General features: G+C 69.6%; 15 protein-coding genes. 8 read left to right on the forward strand and 7 right to left on the reverse strand.

All coding sequences use genetic code 11. From position 1 onward, the window contains the following. Positions 1–218 precede the first annotated feature (218 nt). Positions 219–1,190 carry an electron transfer flavoprotein subunit alpha/FixB family protein gene (locus tag V5D55_RS03330; protein WP_435747640.1) on the reverse strand — a complete coding sequence of 324 codons (972 nt, stop codon included), beginning with the start codon at positions 1,188–1,190 and terminating at the stop codon, positions 219–221. Position 1,191: 1 nt separating this feature from the next. Further along, positions 1,192–1,968, reverse strand: a complete 777-nt coding sequence (locus V5D55_RS03335) for an electron transfer flavoprotein subunit beta/FixA family protein (RefSeq protein ID WP_435747642.1) — start codon at positions 1,966–1,968, stop codon at positions 1,192–1,194. A gap of 119 nt (positions 1,969–2,087) precedes the next feature. Here V5D55_RS03335 and V5D55_RS03340 point away from each other — a divergent pair, with 119 nt between their 5' ends. Genes V5D55_RS03340 through V5D55_RS03350 form a run of 3 tightly spaced genes read left to right on the forward strand, consistent with a single transcriptional unit; the run spans position 2,088 to position 3,536 of the window. Beyond that, complete coding sequence (locus tag V5D55_RS03340; RefSeq protein ID WP_435747644.1) at positions 2,088–2,624, forward strand: MarR family winged helix-turn-helix transcriptional regulator; 537 nt, start codon at positions 2,088–2,090, stop codon at positions 2,622–2,624. Between the two features lies 1 nt (position 2,625). Continuing rightward, positions 2,626–3,096 (forward strand): SRPBCC family protein, encoded by a 471-nt coding sequence (locus tag V5D55_RS03345; protein ID WP_435747646.1) that lies wholly within the window; start codon positions 2,626–2,628, stop codon positions 3,094–3,096. Continuing rightward, positions 3,093–3,536 (forward strand): YdeI/OmpD-associated family protein, encoded by a 444-nt coding sequence (locus V5D55_RS03350; RefSeq protein ID WP_435747648.1) that lies wholly within the window; start codon positions 3,093–3,095, stop codon positions 3,534–3,536. Before V5D55_RS03345 ends, V5D55_RS03350 begins: the two co-directional genes overlap by 4 nt. A 4-nt stretch (positions 3,537–3,540) precedes the next feature. Here the strand turns inward: V5D55_RS03350 and V5D55_RS03355 are convergent, their stop codons facing one another. The 4 genes from V5D55_RS03355 to V5D55_RS03370 form a co-directional block, all read right to left on the reverse strand. After that, a complete protein-coding gene (locus V5D55_RS03355; RefSeq protein ID WP_435747650.1) occupies positions 3,541–4,317 on the reverse strand; it encodes an enoyl-CoA hydratase-related protein in 777 nt (258 codons plus the stop codon). A gap of 157 nt (positions 4,318–4,474) precedes the next feature. After that, a complete protein-coding gene (gene mmsB / locus V5D55_RS03360; protein ID WP_435747652.1) occupies positions 4,475–5,377 on the reverse strand; it encodes a 3-hydroxyisobutyrate dehydrogenase in 903 nt (300 codons plus the stop codon). Then, positions 5,374–6,555: an acyl-CoA dehydrogenase family protein gene (locus V5D55_RS03365; RefSeq protein WP_435747654.1), complete on the reverse strand. Its 1,182-nt coding sequence runs from the start codon at positions 6,553–6,555 to the stop codon at positions 5,374–5,376. Before V5D55_RS03365 ends, mmsB begins: the two co-directional genes overlap by 4 nt. A 32-nt stretch (positions 6,556–6,587) precedes the next feature. Then, positions 6,588–8,087 carry a CoA-acylating methylmalonate-semialdehyde dehydrogenase gene (locus V5D55_RS03370; protein WP_435747656.1) on the reverse strand — a complete coding sequence of 500 codons (1,500 nt, stop codon included), beginning with the start codon at positions 8,085–8,087 and terminating at the stop codon, positions 6,588–6,590. Positions 8,088–8,513: 426 nt separating this feature from the next. Here V5D55_RS03370 and V5D55_RS03375 point away from each other — a divergent pair, with 426 nt between their 5' ends. From V5D55_RS03375 to V5D55_RS03385, 3 genes are all read left to right on the forward strand, one after another. Beyond that, entirely contained in the window at positions 8,514–9,503 is a 990-nt protein-coding gene (locus V5D55_RS03375) for a hypothetical protein (protein WP_435747658.1), read from the forward strand. Between the two features lie 165 nt (positions 9,504–9,668). Beyond that, on the forward strand, positions 9,669–10,253 hold the full coding sequence (locus V5D55_RS03380; RefSeq protein ID WP_435747660.1) for an antibiotic biosynthesis monooxygenase: 585 nt from the start codon (positions 9,669–9,671) through the stop codon (positions 10,251–10,253). Between the two features lie 100 nt (positions 10,254–10,353). Further along, complete coding sequence (locus tag V5D55_RS03385; RefSeq protein ID WP_435747663.1) at positions 10,354–11,688, forward strand: hypothetical protein; 1,335 nt, start codon at positions 10,354–10,356, stop codon at positions 11,686–11,688. Positions 11,689–11,705: 17 nt separating this feature from the next. Here V5D55_RS03385 and V5D55_RS03390 read toward each other — a convergent pair whose 3' ends face one another. Next, positions 11,706–12,836 carry an ROK family transcriptional regulator gene (locus V5D55_RS03390; RefSeq protein WP_435747665.1) on the reverse strand — a complete coding sequence of 377 codons (1,131 nt, stop codon included), beginning with the start codon at positions 12,834–12,836 and terminating at the stop codon, positions 11,706–11,708. A 121-nt stretch (positions 12,837–12,957) separates the two neighbouring features. Between V5D55_RS03390 and xylA the strand changes: the two genes are divergently transcribed. After that, positions 12,958–14,148, forward strand: a complete 1,191-nt coding sequence (xylA, locus tag V5D55_RS03395) for a xylose isomerase (RefSeq protein WP_435747667.1) — start codon at positions 12,958–12,960, stop codon at positions 14,146–14,148. Positions 14,149–14,155: 7 nt separating this feature from the next. Then, positions 14,156–15,460: a xylulokinase gene (gene xylB, locus V5D55_RS03400; RefSeq protein ID WP_435747669.1), complete on the forward strand. Its 1,305-nt coding sequence runs from the start codon at positions 14,156–14,158 to the stop codon at positions 15,458–15,460. The last annotated feature ends 6 nt before the right edge of the window (positions 15,461–15,466 follow it).

Genomic DNA, 15,466 nt, shown 5'->3' on the forward strand with positions numbered 1-15,466 from the left:
CTCCGAACCGTCCGAATTCCGAGTCTCCGCCCCTTCCGGAGTCTGGGCGCCTGAACTCGTCGAAGGGCCCGCACTCGCCGACGACGCGACCGTCTCGACATCCACCACGCTCTCGGCGACACCCGCCGCATCCGCCGGCGGCCACGGCTCGCCACCGGGCACGCGCGGAAGACCGCGCCGCAGCCCGACCGGTCCCTGAGCCCGACGAAGGGTCATGGTTACTTCTTCCGTGCCTCGAGCGCGGCGATGATCTGCGGCACGACGGTGAACAGGTCGCCGACGATGCCGAAGTCGGCGACGTCGAAGATCGGCGCCTCGCCGTCTTTGTTGATCGCGACGATGGTCTTCGACGTCTGCATGCCCGCGCGGTGCTGGATGGCACCGGATATGCCGAGTGCGACATACAGCTGCGGCGACACCGAGACTCCGGTCTGTCCGACCTGGTGCGACTGCGGAATGTACCCGGCGTCCACGGCCGCACGCGAAGCGCCGATGGCCGCGCCGAGCGCATCGGCGAGCTGTTCGACGAGGACGAACTTCTCCTTCGAGGCCAGCCCGCGTCCGCCGGAGACGACGCGGGTCGCCCCGCGCAGGTCGGGCCGGGAAGAGGCGACCTCGACGGCCTCGACGGGCCCGGCGGTCGCCGCGACAGCACCGGATGCCGTCACCGACAGCGCCTCGACCGTCGGAGTCGCCACGGCCTCGGCCCGCGCGTCGACCGCACCCTGGCGCACCGTGATCACCGGCGTGCCGAACGTGGCGGCAGCGTCGACCAGGTACGAGCCGCCGTGCACCGAGTGGTGCGCGACGATGCCCTCGTCATCGCGGGAGACGCCGACCGCATCAACGGCGAGCGCGCTCTTCGTGCGCACGGCGAACCGGCCGGCGACATCGCGGCCGGCGATGGAGTTCGAGATGAGCACGGCATCCGGGCGCACCTGCTCGAAGGCTGCCTGCAGGGCGTCGACGATCGGCACCGTGAGGGAGGTGTCGTCGCCGTCGGCGGTCAGCACCACGGCCGCACCGGCCGCGGCGGCCTGGGCCACAGCATCCTGACCGCCGCCGACGATGAGCGCGACGGGCGTGCCGACGGTCGACGCGGCGCCGATGAGCGCCGCCGTGCTGCGGGCGACAGTGCCCGACGGGTCGACGTCGACGAGCACGAGGATCGGGTTCTCGGGAGAGGTCATGTCACACCAGCCTGTTCTGCACGAGGTACTCGACGAGCTTCTCTGCCGCGTCGCCCTCGTCCGTGATCTTCACACCGGCCGCGCGCGGAGGCTTCTCCGACACCGCGGTCATGATCGTGCGCGGGGCCGCGCCCGGGTCGGCCGAGACGTCGAGGTCGGCGAGCGACAGCACCTCGAGGGGCTTCTTCTTCGCGGCCATGATGCCCTTGAAGTTCGGGAACCGGGCGTCGGGGAGCGCCTCGGTGATCGAGATCACGGCGGGGAGGGGCGCCGAGACCTGCTGGCCACCGGCATCCGCTCCTCGCGTGCCCGAGACGCCGTCGGCGGTGATCTCCACAGAGCTGAGCGCCGTGGCCTGCGCGAAGCCCAGGTGCTCGGCGAGCATGGCCGGGATGACGCCGCCGGAGCCGTCTGTCGACAGGTTGCCGGTGATCACCAGGTCGGGCCCTCCGCGGCGGATGGCTGCGGCGAGCACCTCGGCTGTGAGCCCGAGATCCGCGCCCGCGAGCTCTTCGTCGGCGACATGCACCGCAGACCCGGCGCCGATCGCGAGCGCGCGGCGCAGCGATGCCGTCGACCCCTCGGGAGCCATCGACAGTGCGACCACCTCGGTGCCCTCGTTCTTGTCGGCGTAGCTCAGCGCGACCTCGAGCGCACGCTCGGTGATCTCGTCGAGCACGACGTCGCCGGCCGCACGATCGGCAAGTCCCGTCTCGAGATTCAGCTTGCGGTCGCCGTAGGTGTCCGGCACCTCTTTGACCAGGACGAAGATCTTCATCGAATGCTCCTCACGACTGCTGTGATTCTAGTCCGCGATACTGAGTCCCACATATCCTGCGACTGAGAGCCAGCGCGCGCCGCGCCCGTTCCCCGACGTGGCGCCGGTACCGTAGAGAGGTGACCCGACCCCGTCCGCTCCCCGTGGATCCGCTCGCCGAGGCGAAGCGGCAGTGGGTCGCGCACGGATGGACGGATGCCGCGGACGGCATGACCGTCGTCACCTCGGTCATGCGGGCCCAGCAGCTGCTGCTCGCCCGTGTCGACGCCGCCCTCAAGCCGTTCGCGCTGAGCTTCGCCCGCTACGAGGTGCTGCGCCTGCTGGCGTTCAGCCGCGCGGGGCGACTGCCGCTGTCGAGCGTCGTCGCCCGCCTCCAGGTGCACGCGACCACCGTGACGAGCACGGCCGAGCGCCTCGTCCGCGATGGCCTGATCGTGCGCGAGCCGCACCCCTACGACGGCCGCGCCGCGCTGCTCGCGCTGACCGACGCCGGTCGCGACCTGGTCGAACGTGCCACCAGAGCCCTCAACTCCGACGTCTTCGCCCAGCCTGGCCTGAGCTCCGAGGATGCGGCCGAGCTCGTCGCGATCGTCGCCCGCCTCCGCAAGGACGCCGGGGATTTCACCGACCCGCGTCCGCAACCCGACGCGCTCTGACATGGCGCGGTTCGTGCTGGAGACGGTCATCTCCGCCCCGCCGACCGCGGTCTTCGCCGCGTCGCTCGACCCCGAGCTCCACGTCAGGTCGATGACCCGGTACGACGAGACCATGGTCGAGGCGCCCGCAGGCGGTGTCTTCACGGAGGGCTCGACGGCCACGTGGCGGGCACGCCACTTCGGCATCCGCTTCCGTCTGCGATCTGTCGTCTTCGATATCGATCCGCCGCTCGGATTCTCCGATCGACAGATCTCGGGACCGTTCCGTGCCTTCCTGCACGAGCACCGGTTCGAGAAGCATCCGTCCGGCACGCTCATGCGCGATACGGTGACCTTCCGCTCGCCGCTGGGTCCGCTCGGCCGCCTCGTGGATGCCGTCGTGATGCGGGCGTACATGCGTCGGCTCATCGCGGAGCGGAACGAGATCATCGCTTCCGAGTTCGATGACGGCGGGCGTACCCTGTCGGCATGAGCGAACTGCGACTGCACACCGTGCTCGTCGGCCGCCCTCCCGCGGCGGCGATCTTCCTCACCGACGAGCAGGTCGCGTCGTTCGGCGCCGGGAAGGCCTTCCCGGTCGCGGTCACGATCGGCGGTCGCACGGCCCGGCTGCGCGTGGCGCGCATGGGCGGCGAGAACATGATCGGCTTCAGCAAGGCCGTGCGCACCGACATGGGCCTCGAACTCGATCAGGAGATCGATGCAGTGATCAGGCTGGACGCGGCGGAGCGGACCGTCGAGGTGCCCGCCGAGCTCGCCGCCGCCCTGGACGCCGACCCGACCGTGCGCGCCGCCTTCGATGCGCTGAGTTACTCGGTCCGCAAGGAGCACGCGAGGACCGTCGTCGACGCCAAGCAGGACGCGACGCGCGAGCGCCGCATCGCGAAGATCGTCGACGGCCTCCGAGGCTGACCGTTCAGCGGTTCTCAAACTCCGGCGTCCTCTTCTCCCGGAAGGCCGACATGCCCTCTTTCTGGTCGGCGGTGTCGAACAGCGCGGCGAACGCCTGCTTCTCGTGCGCGAGCCCCTCGGCGAGGGTGGTCTCCATCGCCGCATCCAGCGCGGCCTTCGCCGCATAGACCGACGGCAGCGACTTCGAGGCGATGGTCGCGGCGAGCTTCTCGGCCTCAGCCGCCAGATCGGATGCCGGAACCACGCGCGACACGAGACCGGAACGCTCCGCCTCCTCCGCCCCCATGAACCGCCCGGAGAGCACCAGCTCGGCGGCCTTGTAGTAGCCGACCGCGCGGATCAAGCGCTGCGTTCCGCCCATGCCGGGAATGACGCCGAGGTTGATCTCGGGCTGCCCGAACTTCGCGGTGTCGGCGGCGAGGATGATGTCGCACATCATCGCCAGCTCGCATCCGCCGCCGAGGGCGAAGCCGGAGACCGCCGCGATCACCGGCGTGCGCACGGCGGCGAACTCGTGCCAGATGCCGAAGTGGTCGGTCTCGAGCATCTGCGCGCCCGACATGTCTTCCATCTCCTTGATGTCGGCACCCGCGGCGAACGCCTTCTCCGATCCAGTCACGACGATCGCACCGACGCCCTCGTCCTCGTCGAAAGCGACGGCAGCCGCGGTGACCTCCTCCGCGAGCCGGCTGTTGAGGGCGTTGAGCGCCTCCGGACGGTTGAGGGTGATCCATCCGACCCGTCCGCGCTGTTCCACCAGGATCGTCTCGTACTCGGTCATGTCTCCCTCTCCGTCGTGGTCATCCCAGTATCGCCCTGTGTCTCATCTCGTCGATCGCCGTCGGCCCGCCACCTGCAGGTCGAGATGACACTTGCAGGCGCGGATGCTCGAATACGACCTGCAGATGTACTTCCGACCTGCAAGTGTCGGGCACGGGTCAGTCGCCCGCATCGCGAATGTCGGTGATGATGCCCGAGAAGTCACGAGTCGCACCGTCGCCGGCAGCGAAGGCGGCGTATATCTGCTGGGCGAGCCGCCCCATCTGCGCGTCCGTCGAGGTCTGCTCGATCGCCTGCAGCGCGAGCCCCAGGTCCTTCGCCATCAGGGCACCGGCGAACCCCGGCTGATAGTCGCGGTTGGCCGGGCTCGTCGGCACGGGCCCTGGCACCGGGCAGTTCGTGGTGATCGACCAGCACTGACCCGACGCTTGCGACACGACATCGAACAGCGCCTGGTGCTCGAGTCCCAGCCGCTCTCCCAGCACGAACGCCTCGGCGACGGCGATCTGCGACACCGCGAGGACCATGTTGTTGCAGACCTTCGCGGCCTGGCCGAGGCCGGGACCACCGCAGTGCACGATGCGCTTGCCCATGACCTCGAGCAGCGGGAGGGCCGCGGCGAAGTCGTCGTCGGAACCGCCCACCATGAAGGCCAGCGTGCCGTTCTCGGCGCCGACCACGCCACCGGAGACGGGGGCGTCGACGTTGCGGTGCCCGGCAGCGATCGCCAGCGCGTGGGCGGCCCGCGCCTCGTCGACCGCGATCGTGGACGACTCGATGAACAGCGTCCCCGGCCGCGCAGCGTCAAGGAGCTCCGTCCGGTACGCCTCGATCACGTGCTTGCCCGCGGGGAACATCGTGATGACGACGTCCGCGTCGGCGACAGCATCCGCCCCACTCGCCGCCACAGCGATCCCCGCCGCCTGCGCGGCTTCGATCGCGGCGGGAACCAGGTCGAACCCGTGCACCTCGTGACCGGCTGCGACGAGGTTCTTCGCCATCGGGAGCCCCATGTGCCCGAGCCCCAGGAAGGCGACGACCGTCTTCGACGGGGAGGTCATGATCCGCTCCGCATCGATACGGATCCGGCCGGCCGCAGCATCTCGCGGCCGACGATCAGGCGCATGATCTCGTTCGTGCCCTCGAGGATCTGGTGCACCCGCAGATCGCGCACGACCTTCTCGATGCCGTAGTCCTGCAGGTAGCCGTAGCCGCCGTGCAGCTGCAGCGCCCGGTTTGCGACGTCGAATCCGGCATCCGTCGCGAAGCGCTTGGCCATCGCGCAGCGCATCGTGGCATCCGGCGCCTTCTCATCGACGGCCTGCGCACCGTCGCGCACCATGAGCCGCGCGGCCTGCAGGTCGGTGCGCATGTCGGCGATAGCGAACATGATCGACTGCTTCTCGGCGAGCGGCTCACCGAACGCGACCCGCTCGTGCACATACAGCACGGCCCGGTCGAGCGCCCACTGCGCACCGCCGAGCGAGCAGGCGGCGATGTTCAGCCGGCCGCCGTTCAGCGCCGACATCGCGATCCCGAAGCCGCGCCCCTCGTCGCCGAGCATGGCGGATGCCGGTACCCGCACTCCATCCAGGATGACCTGGCGCGTGGGCTGGGCATGCCAGCCCATCTTCTTCTCGGGGGCCCCGAAGCTCAGGCCCTCCGCGTCGCCGGCGATCAGGAACGCGCTGATCCCGCGGGCGCCCGGTTCGCCCGTGCGAGCCATGACGACGTACACCGCCGCCTCCCCTGCGCCCGAGATGAACTGCTTCACGCCGGTGAGCACGTAGTCGTCGCCGTCTCGGACAGCACTGGCAGCGATGTTGGCGGCATCCGATCCGGCACCGGGTTCGGTGAGGCAGTAGCCGCCGAACTCCTCCATCGCGGTCAGCTTCGGCAGCCAGTGGCCGCGCTGCGCGTCGTCGCCGTAGGTGTCGATCATCCAGACGACCATGTTGTGGATCGAGATGTAGGCGGCGACCGCGGGGTCGCCCTTCGCGAGCTCCTCGAAGATCGCCACGGTGTCGCTCCGGCTGAGGCCGGTGCCGCCGAACTCCTCGCTGACGTAGATGCCGCCGAGGCCGAGCTCGCCGGCCCGGTTCAGCGACTCTCTCGGGAACAGGTGCTTCTCATCGCGCTCGGCCGCGAAGGGCGCGAGCTCGGTGTCCGCGAACTCGCGGACCGCGTCGAGGATGGCTTCGCGCTCTTCGGCGGTGGTGGTGACGGTGGTCATTGTCATCGTAATTTCCTGGGTTCCTGAGGGCGTGGGGATCAGTGCATGGTGGGGATGACGAAGCTGGCGCCATCCTTGATGCCGGAGGGCCAGCGACTCGTCACGGTCTTGGTCTTCGTGTAGAAGCGGAACGCGTCGGTGCCGTGCTGGTTGAGGTCACCGAAGCCGCTGCGCTTCCAGCCGCCGAACGTGTAGTACGCGATCGGCACGGGGATCGGCACGTTCACGCCGACCATTCCGACCTCGACGCGCGCGGCGAAGTCGCGGGCGGCGTCACCGTCGCGGGTGAAGATCGCGACGCCGTTGCCGTACTCGTGCTCTGATGCCATCCGCAGCGCCTCCTCGTAGTCGGCAGCGCGCGCGATCACGAGGACCGGCCCGAAGATCTCCTCGCGGTAGATCGCCATGTCGGTCGTGACATGGTCGAACAGGGTCGGTCCGAGGTAGAAGCCCTCCTCGTGGCCCTCGACCGTGAAGCCGCGGCCGTCGGCGAGAAGAGTCGCACCCTCGTCGACGCCCTGCTGGATGTAGCCGACGACTCGTTCGACGGCCGCGCGGGTGACGAGGGGACCGTAGTCGACGTCCTTCGCGAGCGCCGGGCCGATGCGCAGCTTCGCGACGCGCTCCATCAGCTTCGCCGCGAGGGCATCCGCCGTCTCCTGCCCGACGGGCACGGCAACCGAGATGGCCATGCAGCGCTCGCCCGCCGAGCCGTAGCCGGCGCCGATGAGCGCGTCGACGGCCTGGTCGAGGTCGGCATCCGGCATCACGATCATGTGGTTCTTCGCGCCGCCGAAGCACTGCGCGCGCTTGCCGTGGGCGGCGGCTGTGGAGTAGATGTACTCGGCGATCGGCGTGGATCCGACGAAGCCGACGGCGCGGATGCGGTCGTCGGTGAGCAGTGCGTCGACGGCCTCCTTGTCGCCGTGCACGACGTTCAGCACGCCGGCGGGGAGGCCCGCCTCGAGGAAGAGCTCGGCGATGCGCACCGGCACCGAGGGGTCGCGCTCGCTGGGCTTGAGCACGACCGCATTGCCGGCGGCGAGCGCAGGTCCCGCCTTCCACAGCGGGATCATCGCGGGGAAGTTGAAGGGGGTGATCGCGGCGACCACGCCGAGCGGCTGCCGCATCGAGTAGACGTCGATGCCCGCGCCGGCGCCCGTCGAGTACTCGCCCTTGAGGAGGTGCGGCGCCCCCGCGGAGAACTCGATGACCTCCAGGCCGCGCTGGATGTCGCCCTTCGCGTCGTCGACGGTCTTGCCGTGCTCGCTGGCGAGGAGTTCGGCCAGCGACTGCATCTCGCGCTGCGCCAGGTCGAGGAAGCGCAGGAGCACGCGGGCGCGCTTCTGCGGGTTCGTGGCACCCCAGGCGACCTGCGCCGCCTCGGCATTCGCGATGACGCTGCGCACCTCGTCGGCCGAGGCGAGCGGAACACGCGCCTGCACGGAGCCGGAACTCGGATCGAACACGTCCGCGAAGCGTCCGGAGTCGGGGGTGAGAAGCGATCCGCCCACGAAGTGCGGGATGGTACGAGTCATTGTGTGATGTCCCTCCGTGCCTACGTTGGCACATTGGGAGTTTACTGCGGCATCCGAAGATTTACTAGGACATCCTTGTAAATCGTGGTCGGTTCCTCGGCCGCACCGCCGCGGGGATGTTCGTGCCCCGTTCACCGCCCGGTCACCTCGGTCGATTACAACTGCAGATGCGTGGGCACAGAGACTCAGACCGGATCGGGTAGTCACGTCCGCGCATGGTGAGCATTCTGGCTCCCGTCGCGGCGCCCACGCCGCGAGACCCCCGCCGAATCGGGTCGGCGGGGGTCCTCTCTTTTCGGCCGGGTCGGCTTTCGAATCGCGCAACTGGTGGCTTTCGGGCGACGACAGCGACCAGTCGCGCGATTCAAAGGCCTTGGGCTGTGGATAGCGCGCCCGCCAAAACGCTCGAGGTGGCACCGTGTCAGCATGGGACGATCAGAGCTTCCGGACGACCTCGAACCCGCCTTCTCCACGAGCACCGCTCGACTGCTCGGCGTGTCTCGGGGGCGGCTGCGCGCGACCGACTTGCACGCACCATTCCACGGAATTCGGGTGAAGCCGGCCCGCCCGGCATCGGACTCTGACGCGTCAGAAGCGGACATCGCAGATCCGTATGAGCGTCAGCGTCGCGCACGCATCGCCCGCGCCCGTGTCTACGACGCTCGGCTCCACACCGGCCACTTCTTCAGCCACCAGACAGCCGCGTCGATCTGGGGCGCACCGCTGCCTCTGGAATTCGATGATCGCGGCCAGATCGCGGAAGACGAAGGCCTCGCTCTCCACGTGAGTGCGTCGGGCGGCATCCCCTTTCCGCGGGCGAGCGGCGTCGTCGGCCACCGCACGCTGGCGAGCCTCACCTCGGTCCGCATGCACGACGACCTGCGGGTGACTTCACCCGCTGCCACATGGGTATCCCTGGGGACGCTGCCCTTGTTCGATCTCGTGGCGTTAGGTGACTACTTCTGCCGCCGGTGGCGAGAGGGGTATGGACGTCCCCGCGCTGGGCATCCACCGTTGGCGACGATCGAGGACCTGGGGCAGGCGCTCGCCGCCGGACGACGACGCGGCGCGAAGCGGCTTCGCACGGCCCTCGAATCAGTGCGCGAAGATTCCTGGTCGCCACGCGAGACGAGGGTGCGCTGCCTGCTCGTCGCGGCGGGCCTGCCTGAACCGCAGCTCAACGTCGATGTCTTCGACGAGTCCGGGCAGTTCATCGGTTGCATCGACATGGTCTACCCGGACCAGCTGGTAGCGATCGAGTATCTGGGGATGCTCCATGATCACCGGTGGGCGCAGGATGTCGAGCGGCTCGCGGCCCTTCGCGCAGCCGGCTGGACCGTGATCGAGGTCACCGCTCCTCTGCTCCGACGCCCTGAAGAACTCGTCCGACGCGTTGCGCGAGCGCTTTCGGCGTGAACCGCGGCGTTCGAATCGCGTGAATGGTCGCTTTCACGATCGGATCACGACAAGTCACGCGATTCGAAGGGCCCGCACCGGAAATAGAATCGAGCATGCGCCCGGACCCCGGCGCAACCGCTTCGGCAGCCCGCGACCCGGGCTCCCCGTCACGAGGACTTCGCCGTGTCCGAACCCATCACCGTGTCCATCCGCCGCGAGGTCGACCCCGAGCGCATCACCGAGGCGACCGTCTGGGTGCAGACGGGGGTGAACCTCGCGACGAAGTACCCGGGATTCCTCGGCTCCGGCTGGGTACGCGCCGGCGAGCACTCGCAGATCTGGCACATGCTCTACCGCTTCGCGAACGAGGATTCGCTCGTCGCCTGGGAGCAGTCCGGCGAACGCGAGTGGTGGCTGTCGATGGGCGAAGGGTTCGTGCGCAGCGAGCGCTCGAGGCGCCGCACCGGCATCGAGGGCTGGTTCGACGAGCCCACCACCGGGACGATCACCCTGCCGACCGCCGAGGGCGGAACCGCCACGGTCACCGTCGCGCCCGCACCGCCGCGCTGGAAGCAGGCGGTCTCGATCTGGCTCGGCTTCTTCCCCGTGAACGTGGCGTTCGCGTATGCGGCGAGCCCGATCCCCGGCTGGGACGGGCTGCCGATCTGGCTGCGTGTGCTCGCAACCACGCTCGTGCTCACGCCGATCATGACCTACTGGGTGCTGCCGTTCGTGACGCGCTCGCTGCGGAGCTGGTTCGCGCGCTGAGTCGGATCGGGGCCGCTCCGGCTCCGCGACGGAATATTGCCATGCTGCTGGCGCGCGTCTTGACTGAGCGGGATCCTCCGCACCGATAGGAACGTCTTCCATGCGCATTCGTCTCGCCGGAGCCGTCGTGCTCCTCTCCCTCGCCGGCCTTGCCGCCCCCGCCGTTTCCGCCGGGGCAGCGGCGCAGACCGACGTCTCGGTTCGCGGTCAGACCACCGCCAGTGCACCTTTCACATATAGAGAAGCCGAACCGGCCGGCCGGTCCGGCCGCAATGACTCGACGGTAACCGCCGAGCGGATCTCCGCATTCGGCACGAGCGCACCGCGCAACAACAGGCTGCAACTGACCGGCCAGCTCTCGCAGACGAGCGATGCCGACTACTTCGCCGTGCAGCTGCGCCCCGGCGATGTGCTCGGCGCATCCGTCACGGGCTCCGCGAACATCATCGGGGTCACCATGCCCGACGGCACCGAGAGAGTGCGCGGCATCGCCGCTGACAGCGCCTACGACTACCCGCCGAGCAGCCCGCTCCCCCGCGGCGGCAACAGCAACATCGCCTATGTCGCGGAGCAGGCGGGCTGGTACGCCGTCGAAGTCGCGGGCGCCTCCACCGGGACGTACACGCTCACCCTCGAGGCCTACCGCCCCGGCACGGAGTCCGACACCGGGCGGACGCAGACCGTGCTCATCGACTTCCGCGGCGGGACGGTCGACACCCGGCCGCTGGGCACGTTGCTCGCAAAGGGCGTCGCGGCCGCCAACCTGTCGCCGCTGACCTCGTTCCTCCCGCTCTGGGGCATCCCGGCATCCGCGCAGAACCAGCTGGAGGAGACCGTGATCGCGACCGTGCGGGCGAACCTTCAGACCGAGGTCCAGGCCGGCGCGCTCAACCCGAGGGTCAACGTCGTCGTGCTCAATGCTCGCACGCACCCCGAACTGGTGGGTCAGACGAATGTCTCCCAGGTGCACGTCGCGGGGAAGGCCAGCGAGTCGCAGGTGGGCGGGTCGGGCATCGCGCAGTACATCGACCCGGGCAACTTCAGCCATGAGGATCTGGCACTCGTGCAGGTCGGTTCCTTCAGCGGCCCGGCGAATCCCGAGAACCGCGCCACGCTGAACAACTTCTTGCACGCATCCAGCGATCGGGTGAAGTTCGTCGGCACCGCGTTGGGGAACATCGTGAGCCACGAGATCGGCCACACCATCGGGCTCTTCCACACGGATCCCGACAACGACGTCCACGGGATCATCGATTCCGGGGGCCGTCTGGCGGCGACCCAGTACGGCCTGGGCGCCGACGGCATCGGCGGGACGGCGGATGACGTGAACACCCGGTTCGGGATCGACTCCTACCTCCCCAACAGCGCCGACAACGGCCTCACCGGAACCCAGAACTCGCAGAACGTCGTCGCCTGGGCCTACGCCGGCCGCTGAGCTCCGACCGGAACCGGTCAGATGACGCCGACGGAAGTGAAGGCGTGCTCGGCAGCCCCCAGCAGCAGCCGATCCGCGGCGAGGGATGCCGGCAGGATGCGGAGCCCCTCCGCGTTCTCCGCCATCGCGCCAGCGACCACCGCTTCGGCGAACCCCTCCGGATCGAGTTCTTCGAGCTGGGCGAGGAAACCGCCGAGCACCACGACCGACGGGTTGAGGATGTTCACGGCATCCGCGATCGCCTGGGCGAGCAGACCGCGCTGGCGCGCGCATTCCTCCCGAACCGGATCGTCATCGGATGCCGCGGCGAGCGCGTCCGCGAGCGTCGCGTCGTCCGCCACGGCGAGCCCGAGCACATCCAGGAGCCGGGCCCTGCTCACCTCGTCCTCGAGCACAGTCGCGCTCCCGGCGCCGACCCGGTTCTGCCCGAACTCCCCCGCATAGCCGCCGACACCGCCGACCGGAGCACCGTGCACGACGATGCCGCCGCCGATGCCCGACGGTCCGCCGTTGAGGTAGACGACGTCGTTCGCGCCCTGCGCCGCGCCGAACAGGTGCTCGGCCAAGGCGCCGAGGCTCGCGTCGTTGCCGACCGCGACCGGCAGACCGGTCGACGCGGCGATCATCGTGCTCAGCGGCGAATCGGTCCAGCCGAGGTGCGGGGCGTTGCGCACGAGTCCGTCGGCCGCGCGCACGAGGCCCGGCACCGCCACCCCGACCGCGACGAGGCGCGAGTGCTCGAGCGGGCCCTGTCGCCAGCGATCGACGACCTCGGCGATGAGGCCGGCGACGCCTTCTGCGGAGAGCAGGGATGTCGACTCGATCCGCTCCCGCACCGCGACGTTGCGGGCGAGTCCGATCGCGGCGATCTCGACCGCGTCGATCTCGGGATTCACGGCGATGACGACGGTCTTCGGCGACGCCTCGACGACGGGCGAGGGCCGTCCGACGCGGCCGACCGGGTCGGGGTCGCGCTCGACGACCCAGCCGTCGCTCACGAGCTGCGCCACGAGGTCGGCGATCGTCGAGCGGTTCAGCCCCGTCACGGCCGTCAACTGAGCGCGCGACTGCGCGCCACCCAGGTGCACCAGCCGGAGAACCCGCGCGAGGTTGCGCGCCCGCACGCCGTCAGCGGAAGCATCCGTCACATCGTCCTCGCATTCGGTCCCGGCCAGTCTAGGAGGCTGGACATCCCCTCCCCCACGTTATATGTTGTTGCTCACAACATTTTCTGGCGCGCCGCTGATCGGCACCATGCGAAGGAGCATCATGAGCCTCACCCCGACACGCGAAGACAAGTTCTCGTTCGGCCTCTGGACCATCGGCTACAACGGCACCGACCCGTTCGGCGGCCCCACCCGCCCGGCGCTCGACGTCGTGCACGCGGTCGAGAAGCTCGCCGAACTCGGCGCCTACGGACTCACCTTCCACGACGACGACCTGTTCGCCTTCGGCTCGACGGATGCCGAACGCCAGACCCAGATCGATCGCCTCAAGGGCGCGCTCGCCGACACCGGTCTGATCGTGCCGATGGTCACCACCAACCTGTTCAGCGCCCCCGTGTTCAAGGACGGCGGCTTCACCTCGAACGACCGCGACGTGCGGCGCTTCGCGCTGCGCAAGGTCTTCCGCCAGCTCGACCTCGGCGCCGAGCTCGGAGCCAAGACCTTCGTGATGTGGGGTGGCCGCGAAGGCGCCGAGTACGACTCCGCCAAGGACATCCGCGCAGCTCTCGAGCGCTACCGCGAGGCGGTCAACCTGCTCGGCGACTACGTGACCGACAAGGGCTACGACATCCGCTTCGCGATCGAGCCGAAGCCCAACGAGCCGCGCGGCGACATCCTGCTGCCGACCCTCGGACACGCGATCGCGTTCATCGACTCGCTCGAGCGTCCCGAGCTCGTCGGAGTGAACCCCGAAGTCGGCCACGAGCAGATGGCCGGCCTGAACTTCACCGCCGGAATCGCGCAGGCGCTGTACCACGGCAAGCTCTTCCACATCGATCTCAACGGCCAGCGCGGCATCAAGTACGACCAGGACCTCGTGTTCGGTCACGGCGACCTGCACAACGCGTTCTCGCTGGTCGACCTGCTCGAGAACGGCGGCCCGAACGGCGTCCCGGCCTACGAGGGTCCGCGCCACTTCGACTACAAGCCGAGCCGTACGGAAGACGAGACCGGCGTCTGGGATTCGGCCGCCGCGAACATGCGCACCTACCTGCTGCTGAAGGAGCGCGCCGCGGCCTTCCGCGCCGACCCCGAGGTGCAGGAGGCACTGGCCGCCGCCAAGGTCGCCGAGCTCTCGACGCCGACGCTCAACCCGGGCGAGAGCTACGACGACTTCCTCGCCGACCGCAGCGCGTACGAGGACTTCGACGCCGACGCCTACCTCGGTGGACACGGCTTCGGCTTCGTGCGTCTGCAGCAGCTGGCGACCGAGCACCTGCTCGGCGCACGCTGATCCGCTGATGGCCCTGGTTCTCGGCGTCGACTCCTCGACGCAGTCGTGCAAGGTGGTCGTCGTCGATACGGCGACCGGAGCGGTCGTCCGCACCGGTCGCGCGTCGCACCCCGACGGCACGTCGGTCGACCCCGAGGCGTGGTGGGTCGCGCTGCAGGAGGCGATCGCGGGAGCAGGCGGGCTCGACGACATCGAGGCCTGGGCCATCGGCGGGCAGCAGCACGGCATGGTCGCGCTCGATGCGTCGGGCGCGGTCATCCGCGACGCCCTGCTCTGGAACGACACCCGATCGGCGGATGCTGCCGCAGAGCTCGTCGCCGAGTTCGGGGCGCAGGAGCTCGCGGATCGGACGGGTGTCGTGCCCGTGGCATCCTTCACGATCTCGAAGGTGCGCTGGCTGCGCGACAACGAGCCGCAGAACGCCGAGCGAGTGGCCGCGATCGCCCTGCCGCACGACTGGCTCACCTGGCGGTTGCGGGGCTATGGGCCGGAAGGCGCCTCGCCCCTCGGCCCCGTGCTCGACGAACTCGTCACCGACCGGTCAGACGCCTCGGGCACCGGGTACTGGAGCCCCGCGACCGGCGAATACGACCGGGAGCTGCTGATCGCCGCGCTCGGGCACGACGCCGCGCTGCCGCGGGTGCTCGGTGCGACGGAGTCGGTGACGGATGCCGCGGGGCGGCGCGTCGCGCCCGGCGCCGGAGACAACGCGGCGGCTGCCCTCGGTCTCGGCGCGGGCCCGGGAGACGTGGTCGTCTCGATCGGCACGAGCGGCACGGTCTTCGCGGTGAGCGAGACGCCTTCGGCGGACGCATCCGGGATCATCGCGGGCTTCGCGTCGGCCGACGGGCATTTCCTCCCGTTGGTCTGCACGCTCAACGCGGCGCGGGTGCTCGACGTCACGGCATCCCTCCTCGGCGTCGACCACGACGAGCTGAGTCGGCTGGCTCTCGCGGCCCCCTCGGGTGCCGACGGCCTCACCCTCGTGCCGTATTTCGAGGGCGAGCGCACGCCGAACCTGCCCGATGCCACCGCGACCCTCGGTGGCATGACGCTTGCCTCGACGACCCGCGAGAACCTCGCGCGCGCGGCGGTCGAGGGGATGTTGTCGGGCCTCGGCGCCGGCCTCGACGCGCTGCGCGAGGAGGGGGTGCCACTGAGGCGCGCACTGCTCATCGGCGGCGGCGCGCAATCGGAGGCCGTGCGGGCCATCGCGCCGGAGGTGCTCGGCATCCCGGTCGAGGTTCCGGCATCCGAGGAGTACGTCGCCCTCGGCGCTGCGCGGCAGGCGGCATCCGTTCTCCGCGGCTGACTCCAC

The organism is Microbacterium sp. PMB16, from assembly GCF_051294855.1.
Taxonomy (GTDB): Bacteria; Actinomycetota; Actinomycetes; order Actinomycetales; family Microbacteriaceae; genus Microbacterium.